This is a genomic window from Kitasatospora sp. NPDC056181, assembly GCF_042266225.1.
Lineage (GTDB): Bacteria > Actinomycetota > Actinomycetes > Streptomycetales > Streptomycetaceae > Kitasatospora.
The window spans coordinates 96,660-120,993 of the sequence record NZ_JBHJUK010000002.1 but is presented as its reverse complement, the minus strand read 5'-3'; the positions used below and the strand labels follow the sequence as shown (position 1 = coordinate 120,993).

Genomic DNA, 24,334 nt, shown 5'->3' with positions numbered 1-24,334 from the left:
GCCCGAGGGGGCCTGCGGACCGCGGAAGGTCGGCAGGCCCCCTCGGGCGTTCGCGTCAGTTCTGCCCGGTCGGCAGCGGCGTGGCCGAGGTGGTGCCCGGGGCCGAGGCACTCGCGGAGCCGGTGCCGGTGGCCGAGGCGGACGAGGTCGGCGTTCCCGCGGGCGTCCCGGTGGGGGTGCCCGTCGGGGTGCCGGTCGGCGTGGTGGTCGGCGTTCCCGTGGGCGTCCCCGTCGGGGTACCGGTCGGCGTGCCGGTCGGCGTCCCCGTGGGCGTGCCGGTCGGGGTGCCCGTGGGCGTGCCGGTCGGCGTCCCCGTGGGGGTGCCGGTCGGCGTGGTGGTCGGGGTGCCCGTGGGCGTGGTGGACGGCGTCCCCGGTGCGGGGGTCCCGGGTGCGGGCGTCCCCGGGGCCGGCGCGTCCGGGGCGGGCGTCACCGGCACCTGGTTGGCCGGGCTCGGCGCGATCGGGGTGACGGTGTCCCAGCCGGCCGGGAGGTCCGGCACCTTCCAGGCGCCTCCCGCCTCGTCCGAAGCGGTCTCCGGGTCCGGCCGGACGGCACCGAGGATCGGCATCGAGCCAATCGGCGACACCTTGATCACGGCCCCCGGCCGCGGCGCCTGCACGACAAGCCCGCCGCCGATGTACATCGCGACGTGGGTGGCGCCCTCGAAGTAGATGACCAGGTCGCCGGGGCGCAGCTGGTTCAGCGCGACGTGCTGGAGCTGGGCCCACTGCTCCTGGCTGGTGCGCGGGATCGGCTTGCCGGCGTGCAGCCAGGCCTGCGAGGTGAGGCCGGAGCAGTCGAAGGTGTCGGGGCCGGCGCCGCCCCACACGTACGGCTTGCCCAGCTGCGCCAGCGCGTACGCGACGGCGGCCCGGCCGGCCAGCGAGGGGGTGCGCTCGCCCTTGCCGAGTGCGCCGGAGGCGAGGAAGGCGAGCTGGGCCTCGTCGGCCTTGGCCTTCTCCAGCTTCTCCAGCTCGGTGCGCTGGGCGCCGGTGAGCGAGGAGACCAGCTGCTCGACGGAGGTGAGGTCGGTGGCGACCTTGGCCTTGGCGGCGTCCTGCTGGCCGACCAGCACCTGCGAGCTCTTCAGCGCCTCCTCGTTCTGCTTCTGCAGACCGGTGAGCGCGTCGCGGTCGTTCTTCAGCCGGCCCAGGAACTCGGACTGCGAGCGGCTCGCGGCGGCGAGCAGCTCGGCGATGGTGACCGCCTCGTACGGGTCCTTGGAGAGCAGCAGTTCGGCGTAGGCGGACGCGGCGCCGTTGCGGTACTGGGCCGCGGCGAGCTGGGCGGCGATGTCGGTGCCGGCGTCGACCAGCTTCTGCTGGCGCTCCAGCCTGTCCTTGAGGTCGGCGAGCGCGGCCTGCTGCTCGGCGACCTTGGCGACGGTGGCGTTGTACTGCTCGGTGGCGGCCTCGGCGCCCTTGTACAGCTCGTGCAGCTTGTCGAGCAGCGGGCCGAGGGTGGCCTTGGCGTCGGCGAGCGGGTCGGCCCCGGGCGCGGCGGTCGGGGCGGTGACGCCGGGCGTGCCCGGGTCCGGTGCGGCGTAGGCGGCCTGGGTGGCCAGCGGCAGGGCGAGCGCGGCGGCCGCGAGCACCGCCCCGCAGCGCAGGGCCGCCCGTACCCACGGTCGCAGTCCGGCCGTCTCCGTCCGCTGTGCAGCCCCGCCCATGGGTGTGTCCTCCCCGACCCGACGGTCCGGGGTGTCCGGATCCACGCAGATCCTGTCATGGGTTACCCGTCAGAAACAGACCGCGCCCGCACGGGTCGGTGAATTCTCAGGTCCGGGGGCCGGTCCGGCTGTGAGCCTGGTCTCACCAAACCGGACCGAACCAGGACGTTCTGCGCCAATGCCCAGCTCAGCGCGGTCGTGGACACCTCGGGGAAAGGTGCCGGCAACCCCTCCGACACTGTCGGAACCACGAATCCCGGCCCAGTTCATCTTCCGTTCACCGAACGTCCCTACCGTCGCGAGCGACACCAACGTCAGTGCGACAACTACGACGATTGTTTGGGTATGGAACACATCTCGTTCCTGGTTGCCGTCGTGATCATCACGGCGCTCGCCTTCGACTTCACCAACGGGTTCCACGACACCGCCAATGCGATGGCCACCTCCATCGCGACGGGAGCCCTCCGGCCCAAGGTCGCGGTCACCATCGCGGCCGTCCTCAACTTCGCGGGCGCGTTCCTGTCCGTGAAGGTCGCCACCACCATCTCCGGCGGCATCGTCAACGAGAAGACCGGCATCCACCCCGAGATCATCTTCGCCGCACTGGTCGGCGCGATCCTGTGGAACCTGCTCACCTGGCTGAGAGGCCTGCCGTCCAGTTCCTCGCACGCGCTCTACGGCGGCCTGATCGGTGCCACCGTCGTCGGCGTCGGCGTCAACGGCGTCAACTTCGACACCGTCGTCACCAAGATCCTCATCCCCGCGGTCGCCTCCCCGCTGGTCGCCGGCCTGGCCTCGTGGGGCGCCACCAAGCTGGCCTACGCGATCACCCGCAGGAGCAACGGCGAGACCGTCACCAAGGGCTTCAAGACCGGCCAGATGTTCTCCTCCTCGCTGATCTCGCTGGCCCACGGCACCAACGACGCCCAGAAGACGATGGGCATCATCACCCTGACCCTGGTCTCGGTCGGCGCCCTGCCCAAGGGTGCGCTGCCCCCCACCTGGGTGATCGTCTCGGCCGGTGCGGCGATCGCGCTCGGTACCTACATGGGCGGCTGGCGGATCATCCGCTCGATGGGCAAGGGCCTGGCGGACATCCAGGCTCCGCAGGGCTTCGCCTCCGAGTCGGCCGCCGCGACCGTCATCCTGACCTCGTCGCACATGGGCTTCGGCCTCTCCACCACCCAGGTCTGCTCCGGCGGCATCATGGGCGCCGGCCTCGGCGGCCCGAAGGCCGAGCTGCGCTGGAGCCTGGTCCGCCGCATGGTCTACACCTGGGGCCTGACCCTCCCGGCCGCCGCCGTGGTCTCCGGCGCCGCGGCGTTCCTCGCCCAGCAGGGCCCCTGGGGCGTGGCGCTGGTCGGCGCCGCCCTGGTGGCCGGCTCCGGCGCGATGTGGATCATCTCGCGCCGCCAGCCGGTCGGCGCGGACAACGTCAACGACGTCAACCCGGTCGAGAACGTCACCCCGGTGGAGGTGGGCCCGGCCGGCACCCCCGCCGCCCCCACCACCGCCTCGACCACGGTCGCGGCCTGAGCGCCGCCGGCTGAGGAGCACACACCATGCACATCAAGTGGAACGCCCTGGCGCAGACCGCCGGCTTCAGCTTCGGCATCACCGTCGCCGTGGTCGCCGTCTTCGCGCTCGGCATCCTGGCCCTCTCCCGCCGCGAGGCCGCGCTGACCGCGCAGCGCTCGGCGGCCGGCACCGGCGCCCCGTCCGCGGGCGCCGGCCGGCTGGCCCTGGCCGGCGCGTACGCCTGCTTCGCGGTCTGCGGCGCGGCCGTCCTCTACGGCCTGTCGCTGATCGCCGGCCACTAGCCGGTACGGCAGCGGCCACCGGCCGCACACGCCGAAGGGCTGGGGAGCATCCGCTCCCCAGCCCTTCGGCGTTCCCGCGGGCGCCCGGTCAGTCCTGCTGGGTGGTGCGCAGCGCGGTCTCGCGGATGAACAGCACCGTGACGAAGGCCAGCAGCGCGAACGGCGCCGCCATCAGGAAGACCACGCCCACGCCGTGCCCGAAGGCGTCCGTCACCAGCGGGACGATCGGGGCGGGCAGCTTGTGCAGGTCCGGGATGCCGCCGCCGGCCGCGGCGCCGGTGGCCGGGATGTGCGCGGCGGCCAGGTTCTCCGCCAGGTAGTGGCCGACCTTGTTGCTCATCAGGGCGCCGAGTGCGGAGACGCCCATCGCGCCGCCCATGGTGCGGAAGAAGGTGACCACCGAGCTGGCCGCGCCGAGCTCGTGGCGCGGCACGGTGTTCTGCACGGCGAGGACGAGGTTCTGCATGGTCAGGCCGAGGCCGATGCCGGTGATCGCCATGTAGACGCAGAGCAGCCCGTAGGGGGTGTCGGCCCGGGCGGTGCCGAGCAGGCCGAAGCCGATGGCCAGCATGAGGGTGCCGGAGACCAGGTAGACCTTCCACTTGCCGTACTTGGTGATCAGCTTCCCGGCCACGGTGGAGGAGACGGCCAGGCCGAGGATCATCGGCAGGGTCATCAGGCCGGCGATGGTCGGGGACTTCTCCCTGGCCAGCTGGAAGTACTGGCTGAGGAAGGTGGTCGCGCCGTACATCCCGACGCCCACCAGGACGCTGGCGAGCGCGGCCAGGGCGACGGTGCGGTGGCGGAAGAGGTCCGGCGGGATGATCGGCTCGACGGCGCGCTTCTCGACCACCACGGCGAGGGCTCCGAGCACCAGGCCGCCGCCGACCATGGCCACGGTCTGCCAGGAGAGCCAGGCGTAGTTCTTGCCGGCCAGGGTGATCCAGATCATCAGCAGGCTGACGGCGCCGGTGATGACCAGCGCGCCCAGGTAGTCGATCTTCACCTTGCGCCTGACCACCGGCAGCTTGAGCGTGCGCTGGAGCACCGCGATCGCGGCCAGCGCGAACGGGATGCCGACGTAGAAGCACCAGCGCCAGCCCAGCCAGGAGGTGTCCACGATGACGCCGCCGATCAGCGGGCCGCCGATGGTGGCCAGGGCGAAGACGGCGCCGAAGTAGCCGCTGTACCGGCCGCGCTCGCGCGGCGGGACCATCGCCGCCAGGCAGATCTGGGCGAGGGCGGTGACACCGCCGGCGCCGATGCCCTGGAGGGCGCGGCAGGCGATCAGCTGGCCGGTGTTCTGGGAGAGGCCGGCCAGCGCCGAGGAGGCGATGTAGATGACCAGGGCTATCTGCAGCAGCAGCTTCTTGCTGGCGAGGTCGGAGAGCTTGCCCCAGATCGGGGTGGAGGCGGTCAGGGTGAGCAGGGTGGCGGTGATCACCCAGGTGTAGGCGGACTGGCCGCCGTGCAGGTCGGTGAGGATGCGGGGCAGCGCGTTGGAGACGACCGTCGACGACAGCACGGCCACGAAGAGACCGAGCAGAAGGCCGGACAGCGCCTCCATCACCTGCCGGTGCGTCATGGGTTGGTCGTCGGCGGTGGCGGCCCCGGTCGCGGCTTGGGTGGTGACGGTCATCTGGGTCCTTCGGCGGGGTGCGGGGCGGAAGCGGGAGACGGCGGACGAAGGGCAGGGAATCGTTGCCTTACGCAACCATAGGACGAATGGTTGACTAGGGCAACTTTCTTCAAGCCCAAGTAAAATCTGCCGCCGGCCCGGCCCCGGGCCTTGCGCCTCAGACCCCCATGCCCTCCCCGACCACGTCGTTGAAGCGGTGCAGCAGCTCCGCGAAGCGGGCCACGTCCTCCTCCGGCCAGTCGGCCATCAGCGCGCGCACCCGCTCCATCCGGGCGTCCCGCGCCCCCAGGAAACGCCGCCGGCCGTCCTCGGTGAGCGAGACCAGCGCCGCCCTGCGGTCCAACGGGTCCGCCTCCCGGTCCACCAGGCCCAGCTCCTCCAGCGCCCGGATCTGCCGGCTCACCGTGGCCTTGCCCACCGCGAAGTGCACGCCGATGTCGGTCACCCGCACCCGCCCGGCCTGCTCGATGTGGGCGAGCATGCTGTACGCCATGCCCTCCAGCTGGGGATGCACCCGGCGGGACATCTCCGCCACCCGGGCCCGGCCGCGCCGGAACAGCAGCGAGACCTCGCGCTCCACCGCCATCAGGGACTCGTCGTCACTCTCCGCACTCACGGCGCCAGTATCCCGCAGCCCACCGGTCCCGGAAGCGGCGCGGGGAGGACACCGCCCAACTAGTTGATGGTATGAAGTATCCGTTTGTCCTCTATCCGCCGATAGGCAAGGAGATGTGCATGACCGCCCCAGGACAGGTACCGGGACCGGGCCTCGTCGCCGAACTGAAGGGAGCGGTCACCCCGCGCACGGCGCTGCTGGTGATCGCCGTGCTCCTGCTCCAGTTCGGCTTCATCACGTCCTACGTCGGAGCCCTCCACCACCCGACCCCGCACGAGCTGTCGATCGCGGTGGTCGCCCCGCCGCAGGTCTCCCCCAAGCTGGTCGCGGCGCTGGAGTCGGTGCCGGACGACGCCGTCAAGGCCGTCACCGCACCGGACGCCGAGACCGCCACCGCGCAGATCAAGGACCAGAAGATCTACGCCGCGCTGGTCTTCAACCCGGCCGGCACCGAGGACACCCTGCTGGTCGGCGGCGCCCGCGGCCCGTCCGCGGCCAGGGCGGCGGACACCATCGTCACCGCGCTGGAGAAGACCCAGGGCCGGACGGTGAAGACCGTCGACGTGGTGCCGCTGGCCAAGGGCGACCCCAACGGCCTCACCTCCTTCTACCTGGTGATCGGCTTCTGCGTCGGCGGCTACCTGGTCGCCTCGATCCTGGGCGTCAGCGCCGGCGCCAAGCCCGCCAACACCAACCGGGCGGTGATCCGGCTCGGCACGCTGGCGTTGTACTCGGTCGCGGCCGGCATCGGCGGCGCGATCATCGTCGGCCCGGTCCTCGACGCGCTGCCCGGCTCGTTCTGGGGCCTGGCCGGCGTCGGCGCGCTGGTGGTCTTCGCGGTCGGCGCGTTCACCATGGCGCTGCAGTGCCTGTTCGACATCATCGGCATCGGCATCGCGGTGCTGATCTTCGTGGTGCTCGGCAACCCGAGCGCGGGCGGGGTCTTCCCGCCGCCGCTGATGCCGCCGTTCTGGCGGGCGATCGGCGCCTGGATCCCGAACGGCGCCGGGACGGAGGCGACCCGCTCGATCGCCTACTTCGACGCCACCAACCTCGGCATGCCGCTGGTGGTCCTGGTGGTCTGGGCACTGGTCGGCGTCGGGATCACCTTCGCCGCCGTCCTGCGCGGGCCGCGCGGCGGCCGCGAGCTCGTGCACCCGTAGGACGCGCGTCCGGACGGTTCGCGCCGGCGGCGGCGCGGACCGCCGGGCACGCCCCGCGGCCGCCCGGCACGGGCCCCGGCCGCGCTACACGTCCAGCCGGCCCGGGTCCGCGACGATCGCCCGGACCACGCCGACCGCGGCCCCGAGCAGCGGGCCGCGGCGGCCCAGCCGGGAGACCGTCAGCCGCTCGTCCGTCCAGGGGCGGACGGTCACCCGGGCCGCCAGCTCGGCCCGCATCGCCCCGAGCAGCCAGGGCGCCAGCCGGGCGTAGCCGCCGCCCAGCACCACCTCGGCCGGGTCGAGCAGGTTGACCGCCCCGGCCGAGGCGATGCCCAGCGCCGAGCCGGCCCCGGCCAGCGCCGCACGGACCTCCTCGTCACCGGCCCCGGCCCGCTCGGCGAGCAGCGCCACCCAGTCGCCGCGGATCCCCTCCAGGCCCGCCTCCCGCAGCACCGCCGCCTCCCCCGCGTACTGCTCCAGGCAGCCGTGCGACCCGCAGGCACAGAGCGGGCCGTCCGGGCGCACCGGCACGTGGCCCAGCTCGCCGGCGTAGCCGCGGGCCCCGCGCAGCAGCCGGCCGCCGATCACGATCGCCGCGCCGACCCCGGCCTCGGCGGAGACGTGCAGGAAGTGGTCCGGCGCCCCGCCCAGCCAGAGTTCGGCCAGCCCGCCCAGGTTGGCCTCGTTGTCGGCGTCGATCGGCAGCTCGGCCAGCTGCCCGGCACCGGCGGCGCGCAGCGCGAGCCGCAGCTCGGCGGTGACCGGCACGTCCTGCCAGCCCAGGTTGGCGGCCCGCTGGAGCTGCCCGCCGCCGTCGCCGACCAGCCCGGGGACGGCCAGGGTCAGCCCGGCCGGGCGCAGCCCCGCCTCCACGGCGGCCGCTCGCAGCAGCTCGGCCAGGTCGGCCAGGACGGCGGCGGGCCGCCTGCCCCGGTTGCGGATCTCCTGGCGGCGCCAGGCGCGGACCTCCCCGCGCAGGTCGACGACGCAGGCGCCGAGGTGCTCCACCCCGATCTCGGCGCCCAGGCCGCCCGGCCCCTGCGGGTTGAGGCCCAGCGCGGTGCCGGGCCGGCCGACCTTGCCGCTCGGTGCGGCCGGGCCCTCCTCGACCACCAGGCCGGCGGCGATCAGCTCCTCGGCGAGCGAGGAGACGGCCGCCCTGGTGAGGCCGGTGTCGGCGGCCACCTCGGCCCGGGAGCGCGGGGCGCGCGCGATCACGCCGAGCACCAGCGCCAGGTTGGCCCGGCGCATGCCCTGCTGGCTGGCGGGCCCGGCCCGGAGGCCGTCCGTCTCGCGCATCGCCCTCACCCCGCTCGACTGCCGGACACCGTCGTCGAGACCGGTCGTCTGCAGCCTAACCGCGTTCGGCCGCCCGCTCCCGGCGGCCTCGGGAGGGCGGGCCCGCCGCGCCTCACGGGATGCGCTGCGGCTGCTCCGCGGGGGTGGCGGCGGGTTCGGCGAGGCGGGTGAAGACCCAGCGCTGCATGGCCCAGTAGCGGAAGAGCATCGCGATGAACGTGCCCACGACCATCCCGCTGAGGAAGTCGGCCACCTCCTGGGTGAAGGCGGTCACCTGGGGCTCGCGCAGGTCGAGCAGGTAGCGCGAGACGATCAGCGGGAGGTCGTTGACGCCGATCGCCACCACGCTGACCAGCACGAACAGCAGCACCTCCCGGCGGCGGCCGGCCGCGCGGAAGGACCACTGGCGGTTGAGCACGTACGAGACCGCGGTGCCGACCACCGTCGCGACGGTCAGCGCCACCACCGGCTTCTGCTGCAGCACGGTGAACTTCAGCGAGAGGTTGAGCACCGTGGTCAGCGCGAAGCAGACACCGCCGACCAGCAGGAACTTCACCAGCCGGCGGTGCCTGAGCAGGAACGGGCGCAGCCCGGCCGGCACTCTGGCCAGGGCGCGCTGCGTGGGGGACGGCATCTTCGCAGTCTGACCACGGTGGCCGCGGGCCGCTACTCGTCGGCCGCCGCCCGCCCCGCGCGCGGGCTACTCGTCCGCGGTGATCCGCAGCACCCCGGTGGTGGTGCCCTGGTAGACGACCCCGCCGGGGGCGATCGAGCCGACCATCTGGAGGGTGTCGAAGACGAAGCCGGCCCCGGTGTACTTGGTGCGCACCACGGCGCCGGTGCGCGGGTCGACCTCCGCGTAGTAGTAGGGGTCGAGCACCGAGGTGGCATCGGTGCCCGGGATCACGGGGTTGCGCAGCACGGTGTGGATCAGCCCGTCGGCGATGGAGAGCCGGGGGACGGCCGCGGAGCGCACCCTGTTGTCCCAGGCGAGATCGCAGCCGGAGCCGTCGGCGCGGACGTCGACCCGGCTGAGCCCGCCGCGGAACCGGTCGGACGACGGCACGCTCGGCCCGGCGTCGTCGGGCAGCTTCGGGTACGGGTACCCGTAGGTGGAGGCGACGAGGACGGTGTTGCCGGCCGCGACCGGGGAGTTCTCACTGCCGCTGCCGCCCGCCTTCAGCACCGGCACCGAGCAGACCTGCGAGCCGTCCGAGGCCCGGTAGACCAGGAGGTTCACGGTGGGCGCGGCGTTGTCGACGACGGTGACATAGTCGGTGCCGGTGCGCGGCCCGAAGAAGGTGGGCGTCGAGCCGGTGCCCCAGCTGAGCTGGCCGGGCTTGCGGCCGGGCCCGCGGTCGTACGGGCGGCGCCAGGCGGGTCACCGCGCGTCAGAGGACGCGGTGACAGATCGCCGAACATGCGCGGGCCAGGTCGACGTCCAGTCGACGGCTCAGGTGCGCATGGCGATTCACACCGTCAGACTGCCCCACTGACGGTCCGTCTCACAAGGCGCGTCTCACGGTACGGGAAAGGGCCCGGCGGGCAGTCCCCCTGCTCCGCCGGGCCCCTGAACCACCGTCAGGCGGCGACCAGCACCTCGGCCGGCTCCAGGGCCAGCTTCAGCACCTCCCGGACGTCCGCGACCGGGTGGACGGTGAGCCGCTCCAGCACCTCGGCCGGGACGTCGTCCAGGTCGGCCTCGTTCCGCTTGGGGATGATCACCGTGGTGACGCCCGCCCGGTCGGCGGCGAGCAGCTTCTGCTTCACCCCGCCGATCGGCAGCACCCGCCCGGTCAGCGACACCTCACCGGTCATCGCCACGTCGGTGCGCACCTTGCGGCCCGAGAGCAGCGAGGCCAGCGCGGTCGTCATGGTGATGCCGGCGCTCGGCCCGTCCTTGGGGACGGCCCCGGCGGGGACGTGCAGGTGCACGCCGCGGTCCCGCAGCGAGGTGACCGGCAGCTCCAGCTCGGCGCCGCGCGAGCGGAGGAAGGAGAGCGCGATGTGCGCGGACTCCTTCATCACGTCGCCCAGCTGCCCGGTGAGGGTGAGCCCGGTGCCGCCGGTCTCGGCGTCGGCGAGCGAGGCCTCGATGTAGAGGACGTCGCCGCCGGCGCCGGTCACCGCGAGGCCCGTCGCCACGCCGGGGACGGCGGTGCGCCGCTCGGCCGGCTCCTGGGCCGCCTCGGGGACGTGGTGCGGCCGGCCGATCAGGGCGCGCAGGTCGTCGGCGCCGATCGCGGCGGGCAGCTCGCGCTCGCCCAGTTCGCTCTGCGCGGCGATCTTGCGCAGCACCCGGGCGATCGAGCGTTCGAGGTTGCGGACGCCGGCCTCGCGGGTGTACTCGCCCGCCAGCCTGCGCAGCGCCTCCTCGTCGACCGCCACCTCCCCGCCCTTCAGGCCGGCCTTCTCCAGCTGGCGCGGGAGCAGGTGGTCGCGGGCGATGACGACCTTCTCGTCCTCGGTGTAACCGTCCAGGCGGACCAGCTCCATCCGGTCGAGCAGCGGCTCGGGGATGGCCTCCAGCACGTTGGCGGTGGCGAGGAAGACCACGTCGGAGAGGTCCAGCTCGACCTCCAGGTAGTGGTCGCGGAAGGTGTGGTTCTGCGCCGGGTCCAGGACCTCCAGCAGCGCCGCGGCAGGGTCCCCCCGGTAGTCGGAGCCGACCTTGTCGATCTCGTCGAGCAGGACGACCGGGTTCATCGAGCCGGCCTCCTTGATCGCCCGCACCAGCCGGCCGGGGAGCGCGCCGACGTAGGTGCGCCGGTGGCCGCGGATCTCCGCCTCGTCCCGGACGCCGCCCAGCGCGACCCGGACGAACTTGCGGCCCATCGCGCGGGCCACCGACTCGCCGAGCGAGGTCTTGCCGACGCCGGGCGGGCCGACCAGTGCCAGCACCGCCCCTCCGCGCCGGCCGCCGACCAGGCCGAGCCCCTGGTCGGCCCGGCGCTTGCGCACCGCGAGGTACTCGACGATGCGGTCCTTCACGTCGGCCAGGCCGGAGTGGTCGGCGTCCAGCACCGCGCGGGCGCCGGCGATGTCGTAGGCGTCCTCGGTGCGCTCGCTCCAGGGCAGCTCCAGGACGGTGTCCAGCCAGGTGCGGATCCAGGAGCCCTCGGGCGACTGGTCGGAGGCGCGCTCCAGCTTGTCGACCTCCTTGAGCGCCGCCTCGCGCACCTTCTCCGGCAGGTCGGCCGCCTCGACCCGGGCGCGGTAGTCGCCCTCCTCGTCGGCCGGGTCGCCGTTCAGCTCGGCCAGCTCCTTGCGGACGGCCTCCAGCTGGCGCCTGAGCAGGAACTCCTTCTGCTGCTTGGCCACCCCCTCCTCGACGTCCTTGCGGATGGTGTCGTTGACCTCCTCCTCGGCGAGGTGCTCGCGCAGCAGCGTCAGCGCGTACTCCAGCCGGGCCACCTGGTCGGCCTCCAGCAGCACCTTGAGCTTCTGCTCGGCGGTGACGAAGGGGGCGTAGCCGATGTTGTCGGCGAGCTCGCCGACGCCCTCGATCTGGGCCACCCGGTCGACGACCTGCCAGGCGCCGCGCCTGCGCAGCCACTGGGTGGAGAGCGACTTGTACTCCTTGACCAGCTCGGCGGCGCGCCCGGCCACCGGGGTGCCGACCGAGGACTCCCGGAAACCCGTGGTCTCCACCCAGAGGGCGGCGCCGGGCCCGGTGGTGCCGACGCCGATCCGGACCCGGCGCACGGCGCGCACCAGCGCCGCCGGGTCGCCGTCGGCCAGCCGGCCGACCTGCTCGACGGTGGCGAGGGTGCCGGCCGGCGCGTAGGAGCCGTCCACCCGCGGGACCAGCAGGACCTGGGGCTTCCCGGTGCCGGTGGCCGCGGCGCGCGCGGCCTCGACCGCGGCCCGCACCTCGGTGTCCTTGAGGTCCAGCGGGACGACCATGCCCGGGAGCACGACCTCGTCGTCGAGCGGCAGCACGGGCAGGGTGAGCGGTGTGGACGTCGATGCCATGATCTCTCCCCAGTCAGTGAAGTTGAGTTGACCTGACTAAGGTTTGGCGGGCGCCGGTTGTTCCCCACGGCGCGTTCGCCGTGAGCGAACGGGAGCGGGCGGGAACGGCACGGGGAAGACCGCGGGAGGGCCCGTCAAAAACGCCCGGGCGGCGTCACATCCGGTCCAGCAGGGCGGCCCGGCCCGAGGCCGGGGCGGACGTCCCGGACGGCCCGGCGGGCTCGGACCGGCGCCTCCCCCCGCGGCGGCCCGGCTCCGGGCGGCACAGGCGGCGGTCGGCGGTGCGCCGCAGCCGTCCCCAGAGCGCCACCCCGGCCAGCAGCGCCGCCGGGTGGCCGATGCCGGTCACCAGGTCCCGGTCGCCCGCGATCTGCTGGACGATCAGCGTGGCCGCCAGGCCGAGCGCCAGCAGCCGCCCGCGCGGCCGCAACAGCCCGGCCAACGCTCCGAGGCTGGCCAGGACGCCGTAGCTGACCCCGATGTCCAGGTGGTCCAGCGCCCCGGACTCCAGCCGCCCGTCGGCCACGGCGGCGATCACCACCGCCTGGGAGAGCAGCGTCGCGCCGACGTGCCCGGCCGCGAAGACGGCCGCCGCCCGGCCCGGACCGACCCGCCGCTCCAGCGGCGCGACCGTGAAGGCGAAGGCCCACAGGTAGGGCATCCAGATCGTCCCGGCCACCCAGAACCCGCTGAACAGCAGCGCGCGCAGCGGGTGCTGCAACAGGTTGTGCGCGTCCGAGCTGGACGCCTGCTGGAGCCGCAGCACCAGCCCCGGGTCGGCGAGCTTGGCGAAGGTGGTGGTGGCGCAGACCACCGCGAGGTAGCCGAGCGCGAAGGGGTTGCGCCGGGGCGTCGGCACCCGGGCCAGCAGCCAGTCGACCACCCAGACCCTCAGGCCGTGCCGGAGCATCCCGTAGGGCGGCCCGGCCCGGCCGGCACCACTGCGCAGCCCCGCCATGCCGCCTCCGCTCCGACCCGCTGCATCCGGCCCCGTCCGGTGCTCAACGTACCGGCGCGCGCCGCAGATCCCACCCCCATGACTCTTGTCGTGACCACGTTACGTCGGGCTCCTGGGAGCCCGCTGGGAAATCCCCGTGAAGACCCTCTGACGGCCGGACGGCGGGAACACCCGGATTTGGTCCAGACCTTCACTCTGCTTACGCACGAGTAGCTGTCCTGACCGGCGGGTTGATGTCAAAAAGTCTGCGTACGTATCGTCACGGAGTGAAAAATCGCCGGGTAAGGTAGCGGCCCGTGCCCACTCCCGAGTGGGTCGGAGGGCGGCCCGAAAGCCGGCCCACGGGCCGGAAACGACCGGTCCACCTGCCGGGAAGCATCCGCGGTCCGTACGCTGCGAAGTGTGCGGAAACGGCGGGCAGTCCACACCTGCCCTCCGGTCCGCGCACACGAGGTAACGGGACGGCGGACCCGGCACAGTCCACGACGGAACAAGACTACGAGCGGAGCCCCGCCATCCCCACAGGTGGCCGGCCCGCAGCCCTGGGGGCGGTGGCGTGACCGTGACAGAAATTCAGCAGGACAACCAGAACAGCGGCGGCACGGTGAGCAGCCAGCGCAGAGTGCTGGTGGTGGAGGACGAGCCCACGATCGCCGAGTCGATCGCGGCCCGGCTGGGTGCGGAGGGCTTCAAGGTCGCCGTGGCCCACGACGGCCCCGGTGCCGTCGACGGCTTCCACACCTGGCAGCCCGACCTGGTCGTGCTCGACATCATGCTGCCCGGCTTCGACGGCCTCGAAGTGTGCCGCCGGATCCAGGCGCAGCGCCCGGTACCGGTCCTGATGCTGACCGCGCGCGACGACGAGACGGACCTGCTGGTCGGCCTCGGCGTCGGTGCGGACGACTACATGACCAAGCCCTTCTCCATGCGCGAGCTGGCGGCCCGGGTCAACGTGCTGCTGCGCCGCGTCGAGCGCGCCCAGCAGGCGGCCCGCACACCGGCGCTCGGCTCGCTGCGCTTCGGCGAGCTGGAGATCGACCACGTGCAGCGCCGGGTCCGGCTGGCCTCGGGCGACGTCCACCTGACGCCGACCGAGTTCGACCTGCTCGCCTGCCTGGCCGCCCAGCCGCGCGCGGTGCTCACCCGCGAACAGCTGCTGGCCGAGGTGTGGGACTGGACGGACGCGTCCGGCACCCGCACCGTCGACAGTCACGTCAAGGCGCTGCGCAGGAAGATCGGCGCCAGCTGGATCCGCACCGTCCACGGCGTCGGCTACGCGCTGGAAGCCCCGCTCTCCTAGCGGCGCCTCGGGCGACGGGCCTCCGGGGGGCCCGTGTCCCGAACCGCCGTGCCCACCCGCGCGGGCGAGCACCGCACGCGGGGAACCACAGCACGCGGGGATCACAGGGAACCAATGACCTTTCCACAGCAACGCAACGGGGACGCCGACGACACCCGGCGGCCCACCCTGGCCGCCCGCGCCGCCCGCCGGGTCTGGGCCGACATCCGGCCGCTGGACCCGGTCCGTTCCATCAAGGGCAAACTCGCCCTCCTGGTGATCGTCTCGGTCTTCCTGGCCACCGGCATGGTGGTCGTGGCGATCCGTTCCGAGACGCAGATCCGGATCATCATGATCTTCTCGATGATCGCGTCACTGCTCTTCATGCAGTTCCTCGCGCACGGGCTGACCGCCCCGCTGCGCGACATGACCGCCGCCGCCCGCGCGATGGCCTCCGGCGACTACAGCCGCCGCGTCGAGGTGAACTCGCGCGACGAGATCGGCGAGCTGGCGGCCACCTTCAACCAGATGGCGGCCGACCTGGAGGCCGCCGACCGGCACCGCCGCGAGCTGGTCGCCAACGTCTCGCACGAGCTGCGCACGCCCATCGCCGCGCTGCGCGCCGTCCTGGAGAACGTGGTCGACGGCGTGGTCCAGCCGAACCCGGCGACCCTGGGTGCCGCACTGGAGCAGACCGAACGGCTCGGCCGGCTGGTCACCCACCTGCTCGACCTCTCCAAGATCGACGACGGCGTGGTCGACCTGGACGCCCGGCCCTTCGAGGTCCGCGAGTTCCTGGACGGCGTGCTGCGCGGGGTCACCGTGGACGGCGCGACCGCCGGCGGGGCGTTCTCCCGTCGCGGGGACGTCCGGCTGGCCCTGGAGGTCAGCCCGGCCGGCCTGACCGGCGTCGCGGACCCGGAGCGGCTCCACCAGGTGGTCGCCAACCTGGTCGACAACGCCTGCAAGCACTCCCCGCCCGGCGGCACCGTCACGGTCCGCGCGCGGCCGGGGGAGGCCCCCGGCGCCCTGCTGCTGGAGGTCGAGGACGAGGGGCCGGGCATCCCGCCGGCCGACCGCGGCCGGGTCTTCGAGCGGTTCAGCCGCAGCGGCACCGCCACCGCCCAGGGGCCCGGCTCCGACGGCGGCACCGGGCTGGGGCTGGCCATCGCCCGCTGGGCGGTGGACCTGCACGGCGGGCGGATCGAGGTGGCCGAGGCCGCCCGGGGCTGCCGGATCGAGGTACGGCTGCCCGGTCCGCGCTGACCCCCGATTCAGACCTGCATGTCACAGATCCGACACAGACGTATACGGATCTCGGGAAGCGATTATGTCCGGTTTCACCCCATTATGGGGCCTGATCGGGGGTGATCGCTTCCCATCCGAAGCGGCTTTCTAACGCACATTTTCAGCCAAACTGCAGGTCAGGACTGTGATCTGGGCGACGCCTGAGCCCTGGGGACTGCGCGATCACTGGTCAGGGGCGTAGCCTTAATCCCCGCTGTCCAAACATCCCAAAAGGAAGCGGAAGAGGGCGGTTGCCGCCGTGTCGCCACAGTCCCAAGAAACCCCCAACAGCTCGGCAAGTTCCACTGGCTTCGGCCCCAATGAGTGGCTCGTCGACGAGATCTACCAGCAGTACCTCCAGGACCCGAACTCGGTCGACCGAGCCTGGTGGGACTTTTTCGCCGACTACAAGCCCGGTACCGAGGTGACCCCAGTGACCCAGGCCGCGACCCAGGTCGGCCCCACGCCGACCACCGTTGCCGCCCCCGCGCCCGCCGCTGCCGCTCCGGCCGCGCCCGCCCCCGCCGCACCGGCCGCGCCCGCGCCGGCCCCCGCGGCCCCGGCAACCGCGCCGCTCGCCGCAGCCCCCGCCGCGCCCCCGGCCCCCAAGGCCGCCACCCCGGCCCCGGCCGCGCCCGCCGACGGGACCGGCCCCGAGCTGGTCCAGCTGCGCGGCCCGGCCAAGGCCGTCGCCACCAACATGGACGCCTCGCTGGAGGTGCCGACCGCGACGTCCGTCCGCGCGGTGCCCGCCAAGCTGCTGATCGACAACCGCATTGTCATCAACAACCACCTGCAGCGCGCCCGCGGTGGCAAGGTCTCCTTCACCCACCTGATCGGGTACGCCCTGGTCCAGGCCATCAAGGCCTCGCCGGGCATGAACCACAGCTACCAGGTGAAGGACGGCAAGTCCTACCTGGTCAAGCCCGAGCACGTGAACCTGGGCCTGGCCATCGACCTGGTGAAGCCCAACGGCGACCGCCAGCTCGTCGTCGCGGCCATCAAGAAGGCCGAGACGCTCGACTTCTTCGGCTTCTGGCAGGCCTACGAGGACATCGTCCGCCGGGCCCGCGCCAACAAGCTGACCATGGACGACTTCACCGGCGTCACGGTCTCGCTGACCAACCCCGGCGGCATCGGCACCGTGCACTCCGTGCCGCGCCTGATGCAGAACCAGGGCACCATCGTCGGCGTCGGCGCCATGGAGTACCCGGCCGAGTTCCAGGGCTCCGCCCCGGAGACCCTGTCCCGCCTGGGCGTCTCCAAGATCATGACGCTGACCTCGACCTACGACCACCGCGTCATCCAGGGCGCGGCGTCCGGCGAGTTCCTGCGCGAGATCCACCGTCTGCTGCTCGGCGAGAACGGCTTCTACGACGAGATCTTCGAGTCCCTGCGGATCCCGTACGAGCCGGTCCGCTGGGCCACCGACGTCGCCACCACCCACGACGACGAGGTCAACAAGACCGCGCGCGTCATCGAGCTGATCCACTCCTACCGGGTCCGCGGCCACCTCATGGCCGACACCGACCCGCTGGAGTACAAGCAGCGCAAGCACCCCGACCTGGACGTCACCACGCACGGCCTCACCCTGTGGGACCTGGAGCGCGAGTTCGCGGTCGGCGGCTTCGGCGGCCAGCGGATGATGAAGCTGCGCGACATCCTCGGCCTGCTGCGCAACACGTACTGCCGCACCGTCGGCATCGAGTACATGCACATCCAGGACCCGAAGCAGCGCAAGTGGCTACAGGAGCGCCTGGAGAAGCCGTACACCAAGCCGGAGCGCGAGGAGCAGCTGCGGATCCTCCGCCGCCTGAACTCGGCCGAGGCCTTCGAGACCTTCCTGCAGACCAAGTACGTCGGGCAGAAGCGCTTCTCGCTGGAGGGCGGCGAGTCCCTCATCCCGCTGCTGGACGCCACCATCGACTCGGCGGCCGAGCACCGCCTGGACGAGGCCGTCATCGGCATGGCCCACCGCGGCCGCCTCAACGTGCTGGCCAACATCGTCGGCAAGCCGTACGGCAAGATCTTCGGCGAGTTCGAGGGCAACCTCGACCCGAAGTCGATGCACGGCTCCGGCGACGTGAAGTACCACCTCGGCTCCGAGGGCACCTTCACCGGCCTGGACGGCGAGACCATCAAGGTCTCGCTCGCCGCGAACCCCTCCCACCTGGAGGCCGTGGACCCGGTCGTCGAGGGCATCGCCCGCGCCAAGCAGGACATCCTGGACCAGGGCGGCACGACCTTCCCGGTCCTGCCGATCCAGATCCACGGCGACGCGGCCTTCGCCGGCCAGGGCGTCGTCGCGGAGACCCTGAACATGTCGCAGCTGCGCGGCTACCGCACCGGCGGCACCGTGCACGTCGTGGTGAACAACCAGGTCGGCTTCACCGCCGCCCCGGCGTCCTCGCGCTCCTCGATGTACTGCACCGACGTGGCCCGGATGATCGAGGCCCCGATCTTCCACGTGAACGGCGACGACCCGGAGGCCGTGGTCCGCGTCGCGCGGCTCGCCTTCGAGTTCCGCCAGGCGTTCCACAAGGACGTCGTGATCGACCTCATCTGCTACCGCCGCCGCGGTCACAACGAGGCCGACAACCCGTCGTTCACCCAGCCGCTGATGTACGACCTGATCGACAAGAAGCGTTCGGTGCGCAAGCTGTACACCGAGGGCCTGATCGGTCGCGGCGACATCACCATGGAAGAGGCGGAGCAGGCGCTCCAGGACTTCCAGGGCCAGCTGGAGAAGGTCTTCGCCGAGGTCCGCGACGCCGCCCAGGCGCCGGCGCCGACCGCCAACGGCAAGCCGCAGGCCGACTTCCCGGTCAACATCCAGACCGGCATCTCCCAGGAGATGGTCAAGCGGATCGCCGCCTCGCAGGTCAACCTGCCGGACTGGCTGACCGTCCACCCGCGTCTGCTGCCGCAGCTCCAGCGCCGCGCCTCCTCGGTCGAGGACAACACCATCGACTGGGCCATGGGCGAGACCCTCGCCATCGGCTCGCTGCTGATGGAGGGCCACCCGGTCCGCCTGGCCGGCCAGGACAGCCGCCGCGGCACCTTCGGCCAGCGGCACGCCGTCCTGATCGACCGCAACAGCGGCGAGGACTACACCCCGCTGCTGTACCTGACCGAGGACCAGGCCCGCTACACCGTGTACGACAGCCTGCTGTCCGAGTACGCGGCGATGGGCTTCGAGTACGGCTACTCGCTGACCCGCCCGAACGCGCTGGTCATGTGGGAGGCGCAGTTCGGCGACTTCGTCAACGGCGCGCAGACCATGGTGGACGAGTACATCGCCTCCGCCGAGCAGAAGTGGGGCCAGCACTCCGGCGTCACCCTGCTGCTGCCGCACGGCTACGAGGGCCAGGGCCCGGACCACTCGTCCGCCCGCCCGGAGCGCTTCCTGCAGATGTGCGCGCAGGACAACATGACGGTCGCGATGCCGACCCTGCCGTCGAACTACTTCCACCTGCTGCGCTGGCAGGCGCACAACCCGCACCACAAGCCGCTGATCGTCTTCACCCCGAAGTCGATGCTGCGTCTGAAGGCCGCGGCGAGTGCGACCGAGGAGTTCCTGTCCGGCTCGTTCCGCCCGGTCATCGGTGACAGCACCGTCGACCCGGCGAACGTCCGCAAGGTCGTCATCACCGCCGGCAAGTTCTACTACGACGTGGAGGCGGCCCGCACCGAGCGCGGCGTCACCGACACCGCGATCGTCCGGGTCGAGCGGCTCTACCCGCTGCCGGTGGCCGAGCTCCAGGAGGAGCTGGCCAAGTACGGCGACGACGTCCAGTTCGTCTGGGCGCAGGAGGAGCCGGCCAACCAGGGTGCCTGGCCGTTCATCGCGATGAACCTGGTCGACCACCTGCAGGTCGTCGTCGGCCGCAGCGCCAACGGCTCGCGGCTGCGCCGCGTCGCCCGCACGGCCTCCTCGGCCCCGGCGGTCGGCTCGGCCAAGCGCCACGCCGCCGAGCAGCAGGCGCTGCTGGAGGAGATCTTCACGATCTGACGCCCCGGCGTCCCGGCGCTCCGGCGCCCCGCTCCAAGGCCCCGGCCCCCCGTGCACACCGCGCGGGGGGCCGGGGCCTTCGCGCTGCCCCGGGCTCCACGATGACGCCATGCCAAGGTCGCAGCTCTGCAACCAAAACGGCGCGGAAATGCGCGTTCGCCTGACGGGTCGATAGGTTATGCCTCGCCAGACCGCCGCCCGGGCAACCGTCATCGTGCCCGTCGGCCGGCCGAACGACCTCACCGCTCTCCCAGGGGGATCACCGCATGACCGCCGACGCACCACGGGACGCCGCCTCCGCACCGCTCCCGCCGGTCTTCCAGCCGCTCCACCCGGACGACCCGCGGGAGGTCGGCGGCTACCGGCTGTTCGCCCGGCTCGGCGCCGGCGGCATGGGCCGGGTCTACCTCTCGTACACCCCCGGCGGCCGGCCGGTGGCGCTCAAGGTGGTCCGCCCGGAGTTCGCCGAGGACGGCGAGTTCCGCCGCCGGTTCGCCCAGGAGGTCACCAACGCCCAGCGCATCCACGGGCTCTACACCGCGCAGGTGATCGACTCCGGCCTGGACGCGGACGCCCCCTGGCTGGTCACCGCGTACGTGCCGGGCCCGTCCCTCCAGCAGGTGGTGCGGGAGAACGGCGCGCTGCCGGTCCGCACCGTGCTGCTGCTGATGGGCGGCATCGCCGAGGCGCTCCAGGCGATCCACAGCGTCGAGGTGGTGCACCGCGACCTCAAGCCGGCCAACGTGCTGGTGGCCGGCGACGGCCCGCGCGTGATCGACTTCGGCATCGCCCGGGCCGCCGACGCCACCGCGCTGACCGGCACCGGCTACCGGATCGGCTCGCCCGCCTTCATGTCCCCGGAGCAGGCCCAGGGCCGCACGGTCACCCCGGCCACCGACGTCTTCGCGCTCGGCGCGCTGGCCGCGTACGTGGCCGGCGGCGCCGCACCGTTCGGCGACGGCCCGGACACCGCGGTGCTCTACCGGGTGGTGCACGAGCAGCCCGAGCTGGACGCCGTCCCGGCCGACCTGCGCGAGCTGATCCTGCGCTGCCTGGCCAAGTCCCCCGAGGACCGGCCCAAGCCCGCCGAGATCATCGAGATCGCCCGCAACCACCCGTCGGTCGGCGGGCAGCTGCGGTTCACCGACGACTGGCTGCCCAAGCAGGTCAACACCGAGATCACCCGCCGCTCGGACCTGCCGAAGACCCCGCCCACCCCGCTGCCGGCCGCGCCGGCCACTCCGCCGGCCCCGGCCGGGCCGCCCACCGCTCCCCCGCAGCCGACCCACCCGGCGACCGCCGTCTCGTACCCTGCCCCGCAGCCGCCGGTCACCCCGCCGGCCGGCTTCACCCCGCCGCCGCTCGGCGCGTACGGCGCCCCGCAGCCCGCCACCGAGGCCCCGACCGGGCCGGTGCTGCCCTCGCCGCCGACCGTGCAGCTGCGCCAGGAGCCGCCGTCCTACGACACCCCGCCGCCCGGTCCGGTGGTGACGGACACCCCGGCGGCCGCGCCCGAGCCCAGGCGCAAGGGCGTCTCCTGGAAGGTCCTGCTGAGCGTCGCCCTGGTGATGGCGGTCGGCGGCACCGTCGGCGGGGTGGTGCTGGTGAAGCAGCTGGACGACAAGAAGGGCGACGACAAGGCGAACACCGCCCAGCAGAGCCCGGCGAACCAGCCCCAGCCCGCGCCCACCCAGAGCACGCCCGCCACGACCGCGCCGTCGCAGACCGAGGAGCCGTCCCCCTCGCCGACCGCGGCCACGAGCACCGGCTCGACGAAGTCCGCCTCGCCCACCTCCTCGCCCACCTCCCCGGCGGCCCGGCCGCCCAAGTACGTGGAGGTCTACAAGGACCAGGTGCTCACCATCCCGCCGAACGCCAACTACGAGTTCGACCTCAAGAACGGCAAGGTCGTCCCCACCGGAACCGCGGACTGGAAGGTCGGCACCTACGGCGCCGAGTTCCGGCTGAGCGACAAGAGCGACGCCTACATCGCCAAGGACAACAGCCCGATCACCCCGGAGTCCTGCGCGAACGGCATCGACCGCGAGCCGGCCGCCAACTTCAAGTTCGACAACCTCCCGGTGGACCGCCAGTTCTGCGTCCGCCAGCGGGCCAGCGGCTCGATCGTCGTGCTGAAGGTGGTCAAGCTCGGAGCCGTCGACGGGACGGCGACCTGCTCGCTCACCTACTACCGCAACGACGGCTGACCGCCCCGGACTATCCTGACCAGGTCGAATCCCCACCGGACCGGAGCGAACCGTGTACTTCACCGACCGCGGCATCGAGGAGCTGGAGAGCCGGCGCGGCGACGAGGAGGTCACCTTCGAGTGGCTGGCCGAGCGCCTGCGCGAGTTCGTCGACCTCAACCCCGACTTCGAGATCCCGGTCGAGCGGCTGGCCACCTGGCTGGCCCGGCTCGACGACGAGGACGACGAGTGACGCGGTAGACCAACGACGCACCGACGACGGGCCCGGGAGGCGATGCCTCCCGGGCCCGTTCGCGTGCTCCCCGTAGGGGGCGTCTCCGGGTCCTCTCCGGGTTCCCCTCGGGGCCGGATCCCCTTGACTTCGCCGTCACGCGATATATCGTCTTTGGAAGAGGACGCGATACATCGCGAGTCACAACGGGAGGCGGCAGAGATGAGCCAGTGGACGCTTGAGGGGCCCGACCGGATCACCATCGACGAGGAGGTCCGGACGCTCCAGGTGCGGACCGTCGACGGCACGGTGAACGTGGTCGCCGCCGAGGGGCCGGCCCACCTGGAGGTCACCGAGCTGAAGGGCGAACCGCTCCACGTCACCCTGGTCGACGGCGTGCTGACGGTCACCTACCAGGACCTCAGCAGTTGGAGCGACTTCGGCGACGTGCTGAAGTCGGTGAACTCCGTGAAGGGCTTCCTCTCCTCGTTCAAGCACAAGCGCGTCGCCGCGGTCACCGTGACCGTGCCGGCCGCCACCGAGGTCAAGGTCGGCACCGTCTCGGCCGACACCACCGTCTCCGGCTTCTCCGAGCACGTCTCGGCGCAGACGGCCAACGGCGACGTCACCCTGGTCGGCCTGGCGGGCCGGACGTCCGCCAACACCGTCACCGGCGACGTCGACGCCCAGTCGGTGGCCGGGCAGCTCAAGCTGAACACCGTCTCCGGCCGGCTCACCGTGGTCGCCGGCACCGCCGACAAGGTGCAGGCCAACGCCGTCACCGGCGCGGTCACCCTGGACCTCGACGTGGCCACCCCGACCGACATCAAGGTCAGCACGGTCAGCGGCGCGGTCGGCGTCCGGATCCCCTCGCTGGCCGACACCAAGGTCGAGGCCGGCACCAACAGCGGCGACATCTCCAGCACCTTCGAGCAGCTGAAGGTCAGCGGCACCTGGGGCGCCAAGCGGCTCTCCGGCCAGCTCGGCGACGGCAAGGGCAGCCTCGCGGTGACCACCGTCTCCGGCGCCGTCACCGTGCTGCACCGCCCCGACGCGGAGGAGGACGGCCCGGCGGTCGTCAAGGAGCTGCCGGCCGCCCCGGACCTCACCAAGGGCCCCGACCTCACCAAGGAGGCCTGAGATGAGCCCGGTCTTCGGCCACGGCCGGCTCCGGCTCTACCTGCTGAAGCTGCTCGACGAGGCCCCGCGGCACGGCTACGAGGTGATCCGCCTCCTGGAGGAGCGCTTCCAGGGCCTGTACGCGCCATCCGCCGGCACCGTCTACCCGAGGCTCGCCAAGCTGGAGCAGGAGGGCCTGGTCGCCCACAGCACCGAGGGCGGCCGCAAGGTCTACCGGCTCACCGACGCCGGCCGCGCCGAGCTGGCGGACCGCCGGGGCGAGCTGGACGAGCTGGAGCTGGAGATCCGCGACTCGGTGGCCCAGCTCGCCGGGGCGATCCGCGAGGACGTCCGGGACAGCGCCAAGGACCTCCGCGAGGAGCTGTGGGGCGCGGCGCAGAAGGCCCGGGAGGCGGCGCCGAAGCCGGAGCCGGCCGAGGGCGGGGACCCGTGGGCGGGCCCCTGGGGGGACAAGGACGCCTGGCAGCGCGCCAAGGAGGAGTTCACCCAGTTCAAGCGGCAGGCCAAGGAGCAGGCCAAGCGCGCCAAGGAGCAGGAGAAGGCGGCCAAGGCCAAGGCGAAGGCCGCCGAGGAGGAGGCCCGCCGGCTGCGCGAGCAGTCCCGGGCGGCGCGGACGGCGGCCCAGCAGGAGGCGCTGCGGATCAAGCGCCGGGTCGAGCAGCAGGTGCGCGACCACGCGGCCCGCGGCGACTGGCCGACCGGGCTGGCCGAGGGACTCTCGGAGCTGACCAAGGGCCTGGCCGGGCTGGCCGACGCGGCCCGCTGGGGCCACCCGGCGGAGGACGCGGCGCCGTCCGCCGAGAGGATCACCGTCACCCGGATCGACCTGGACAAGGACGAGCCGGCCGGTACCGCCCCGGCCGACCTGCCGGCGTGGACGGCCACCGACCCGGCCGGCGACCCGGCGCGCGAGCTGGAGCGGCTGCTGGACCGCTTCCGCGACCAGGTCCGTGACGCGGCCCGGGACGGCGGCGTGACGGCCGCCGGGCTGGCCGAGGCCCGCTCGGTGCTGGGCGCGACCGGCGAGCGGCTGCGGCGCCTGCTGGGCTGAGTGCC

At 72.9% G+C, this 24,334-nt stretch carries 17 protein-coding genes and 1 pseudogene; 10 read left to right on the top strand and 8 right to left on the bottom strand.

Annotated elements, in window-relative coordinates; genetic code table 11:
- Positions 1-55: 55 nt before the first annotated feature.
- The gene (locus ACFC1F_RS01715) at positions 56-1,672 is read right to left on the bottom strand and encodes an NlpC/P60 family protein (RefSeq protein WP_376154926.1); all 1,617 of its coding nucleotides are present in this window, start codon (positions 1,670-1,672) and stop codon (positions 56-58) included.
- 345 nt (positions 1,673-2,017) lie between these two features.
- On the opposite strand from ACFC1F_RS01715, the gene ACFC1F_RS01710 reads away from it, so the two are divergent.
- Entirely contained in the window at positions 2,018-3,208 is a 1,191-nt protein-coding gene (locus tag ACFC1F_RS01710) for an anion permease (protein WP_376154924.1), read from the top strand.
- Between the two features lie 26 nt (positions 3,209-3,234).
- Positions 3,235-3,492 carry a hypothetical protein gene (locus ACFC1F_RS01705; RefSeq protein WP_209411249.1) on the top strand — a complete coding sequence of 86 codons (258 nt, stop codon included), beginning with the start codon at positions 3,235-3,237 and terminating at the stop codon, positions 3,490-3,492.
- A gap of 88 nt (positions 3,493-3,580) precedes the next feature.
- Here ACFC1F_RS01705 and ACFC1F_RS01700 read toward each other — a convergent pair whose 3' ends face one another.
- Together ACFC1F_RS01700 and ACFC1F_RS01695 are read right to left on the bottom strand one after the other, a co-directional pair.
- Complete coding sequence (locus ACFC1F_RS01700) at positions 3,581-5,131, bottom strand: MDR family MFS transporter (RefSeq protein ID WP_376154922.1); 1,551 nt, start codon at positions 5,129-5,131, stop codon at positions 3,581-3,583.
- A 157-nt stretch (positions 5,132-5,288) separates the two neighbouring features.
- Positions 5,289-5,747, bottom strand: a complete 459-nt coding sequence (locus ACFC1F_RS01695) for a MarR family winged helix-turn-helix transcriptional regulator (protein ID WP_376154921.1) — start codon at positions 5,745-5,747, stop codon at positions 5,289-5,291.
- A 119-nt stretch (positions 5,748-5,866) separates the two neighbouring features.
- Here ACFC1F_RS01695 and ACFC1F_RS01690 point away from each other — a divergent pair, with 119 nt between their 5' ends.
- Positions 5,867-6,910, top strand: a complete 1,044-nt coding sequence (locus ACFC1F_RS01690; RefSeq protein WP_376154919.1) for an ABC transporter permease — start codon at positions 5,867-5,869, stop codon at positions 6,908-6,910.
- Positions 6,911-6,994: 84 nt separating this feature from the next.
- Here the strand turns inward: ACFC1F_RS01690 and ACFC1F_RS01685 are convergent, their stop codons facing one another.
- From ACFC1F_RS01685 to ACFC1F_RS01665, 5 genes and pseudogenes are all read right to left on the bottom strand, one after another.
- On the bottom strand, positions 6,995-8,209 hold the full coding sequence (locus ACFC1F_RS01685) for an ROK family protein (RefSeq protein ID WP_376154917.1): 1,215 nt from the start codon (positions 8,207-8,209) through the stop codon (positions 6,995-6,997).
- 112 nt (positions 8,210-8,321) lie between these two features.
- Positions 8,322-8,843 (bottom strand): GtrA family protein, encoded by a 522-nt coding sequence (locus tag ACFC1F_RS01680; RefSeq protein WP_376154916.1) that lies wholly within the window; start codon positions 8,841-8,843, stop codon positions 8,322-8,324.
- 66 nt (positions 8,844-8,909) lie between these two features.
- Positions 8,910-9,587, bottom strand: a pseudogene (locus ACFC1F_RS01675) (hypothetical protein); the annotation flags it as partial.
- A gap of 203 nt (positions 9,588-9,790) precedes the next feature.
- Complete coding sequence (gene lon / locus ACFC1F_RS01670) at positions 9,791-12,184, bottom strand: endopeptidase La (protein WP_209411243.1); 2,394 nt, start codon at positions 12,182-12,184, stop codon at positions 9,791-9,793.
- A 154-nt stretch (positions 12,185-12,338) separates the two neighbouring features.
- Positions 12,339-13,142, bottom strand: coding sequence for a rhomboid-like protein (locus ACFC1F_RS01665; RefSeq protein ID WP_376154914.1), 804 nt, complete (start codon positions 13,140-13,142; stop codon positions 12,339-12,341).
- 562 nt (positions 13,143-13,704) lie between these two features.
- On the opposite strand from ACFC1F_RS01665, the gene ACFC1F_RS01660 reads away from it, so the two are divergent.
- The 7 genes from ACFC1F_RS01660 to ACFC1F_RS01630 all read left to right on the top strand — a co-directional run bounded on the left by ACFC1F_RS01660 (position 13,705) and on the right by ACFC1F_RS01630 (position 24,329).
- The gene (locus ACFC1F_RS01660) at positions 13,705-14,442 is read left to right on the top strand and encodes a response regulator transcription factor (protein ID WP_209411241.1); all 738 of its coding nucleotides are present in this window, start codon (positions 13,705-13,707) and stop codon (positions 14,440-14,442) included.
- Between the two features lie 114 nt (positions 14,443-14,556).
- Entirely contained in the window at positions 14,557-15,687 is a 1,131-nt protein-coding gene (locus tag ACFC1F_RS01655; protein ID WP_376154912.1) for an ATP-binding protein, read from the top strand.
- Positions 15,688-15,967: 280 nt separating this feature from the next.
- Positions 15,968-19,720: a multifunctional oxoglutarate decarboxylase/oxoglutarate dehydrogenase thiamine pyrophosphate-binding subunit/dihydrolipoyllysine-residue succinyltransferase subunit gene (locus ACFC1F_RS01650; protein ID WP_376154911.1), complete on the top strand. Its 3,753-nt coding sequence runs from the start codon at positions 15,968-15,970 to the stop codon at positions 19,718-19,720.
- Between the two features lie 266 nt (positions 19,721-19,986).
- Positions 19,987-21,927, top strand: coding sequence for a protein kinase (locus ACFC1F_RS01645; RefSeq protein WP_376154909.1), 1,941 nt, complete (start codon positions 19,987-19,989; stop codon positions 21,925-21,927).
- A 52-nt stretch (positions 21,928-21,979) separates the two neighbouring features.
- Entirely contained in the window at positions 21,980-22,159 is a 180-nt protein-coding gene (locus ACFC1F_RS01640) for a DUF6104 family protein (RefSeq protein WP_030235677.1), read from the top strand.
- A 201-nt stretch (positions 22,160-22,360) separates the two neighbouring features.
- Positions 22,361-23,278 carry a DUF4097 domain-containing protein gene (locus tag ACFC1F_RS01635; protein ID WP_376154907.1) on the top strand — a complete coding sequence of 306 codons (918 nt, stop codon included), beginning with the start codon at positions 22,361-22,363 and terminating at the stop codon, positions 23,276-23,278.
- Between the two features lies 1 nt (position 23,279).
- Positions 23,280-24,329: a PadR family transcriptional regulator gene (locus tag ACFC1F_RS01630; RefSeq protein ID WP_376154905.1), complete on the top strand. Its 1,050-nt coding sequence runs from the start codon at positions 23,280-23,282 to the stop codon at positions 24,327-24,329.
- Positions 24,330-24,334: the final 5 nt, after the last annotated feature.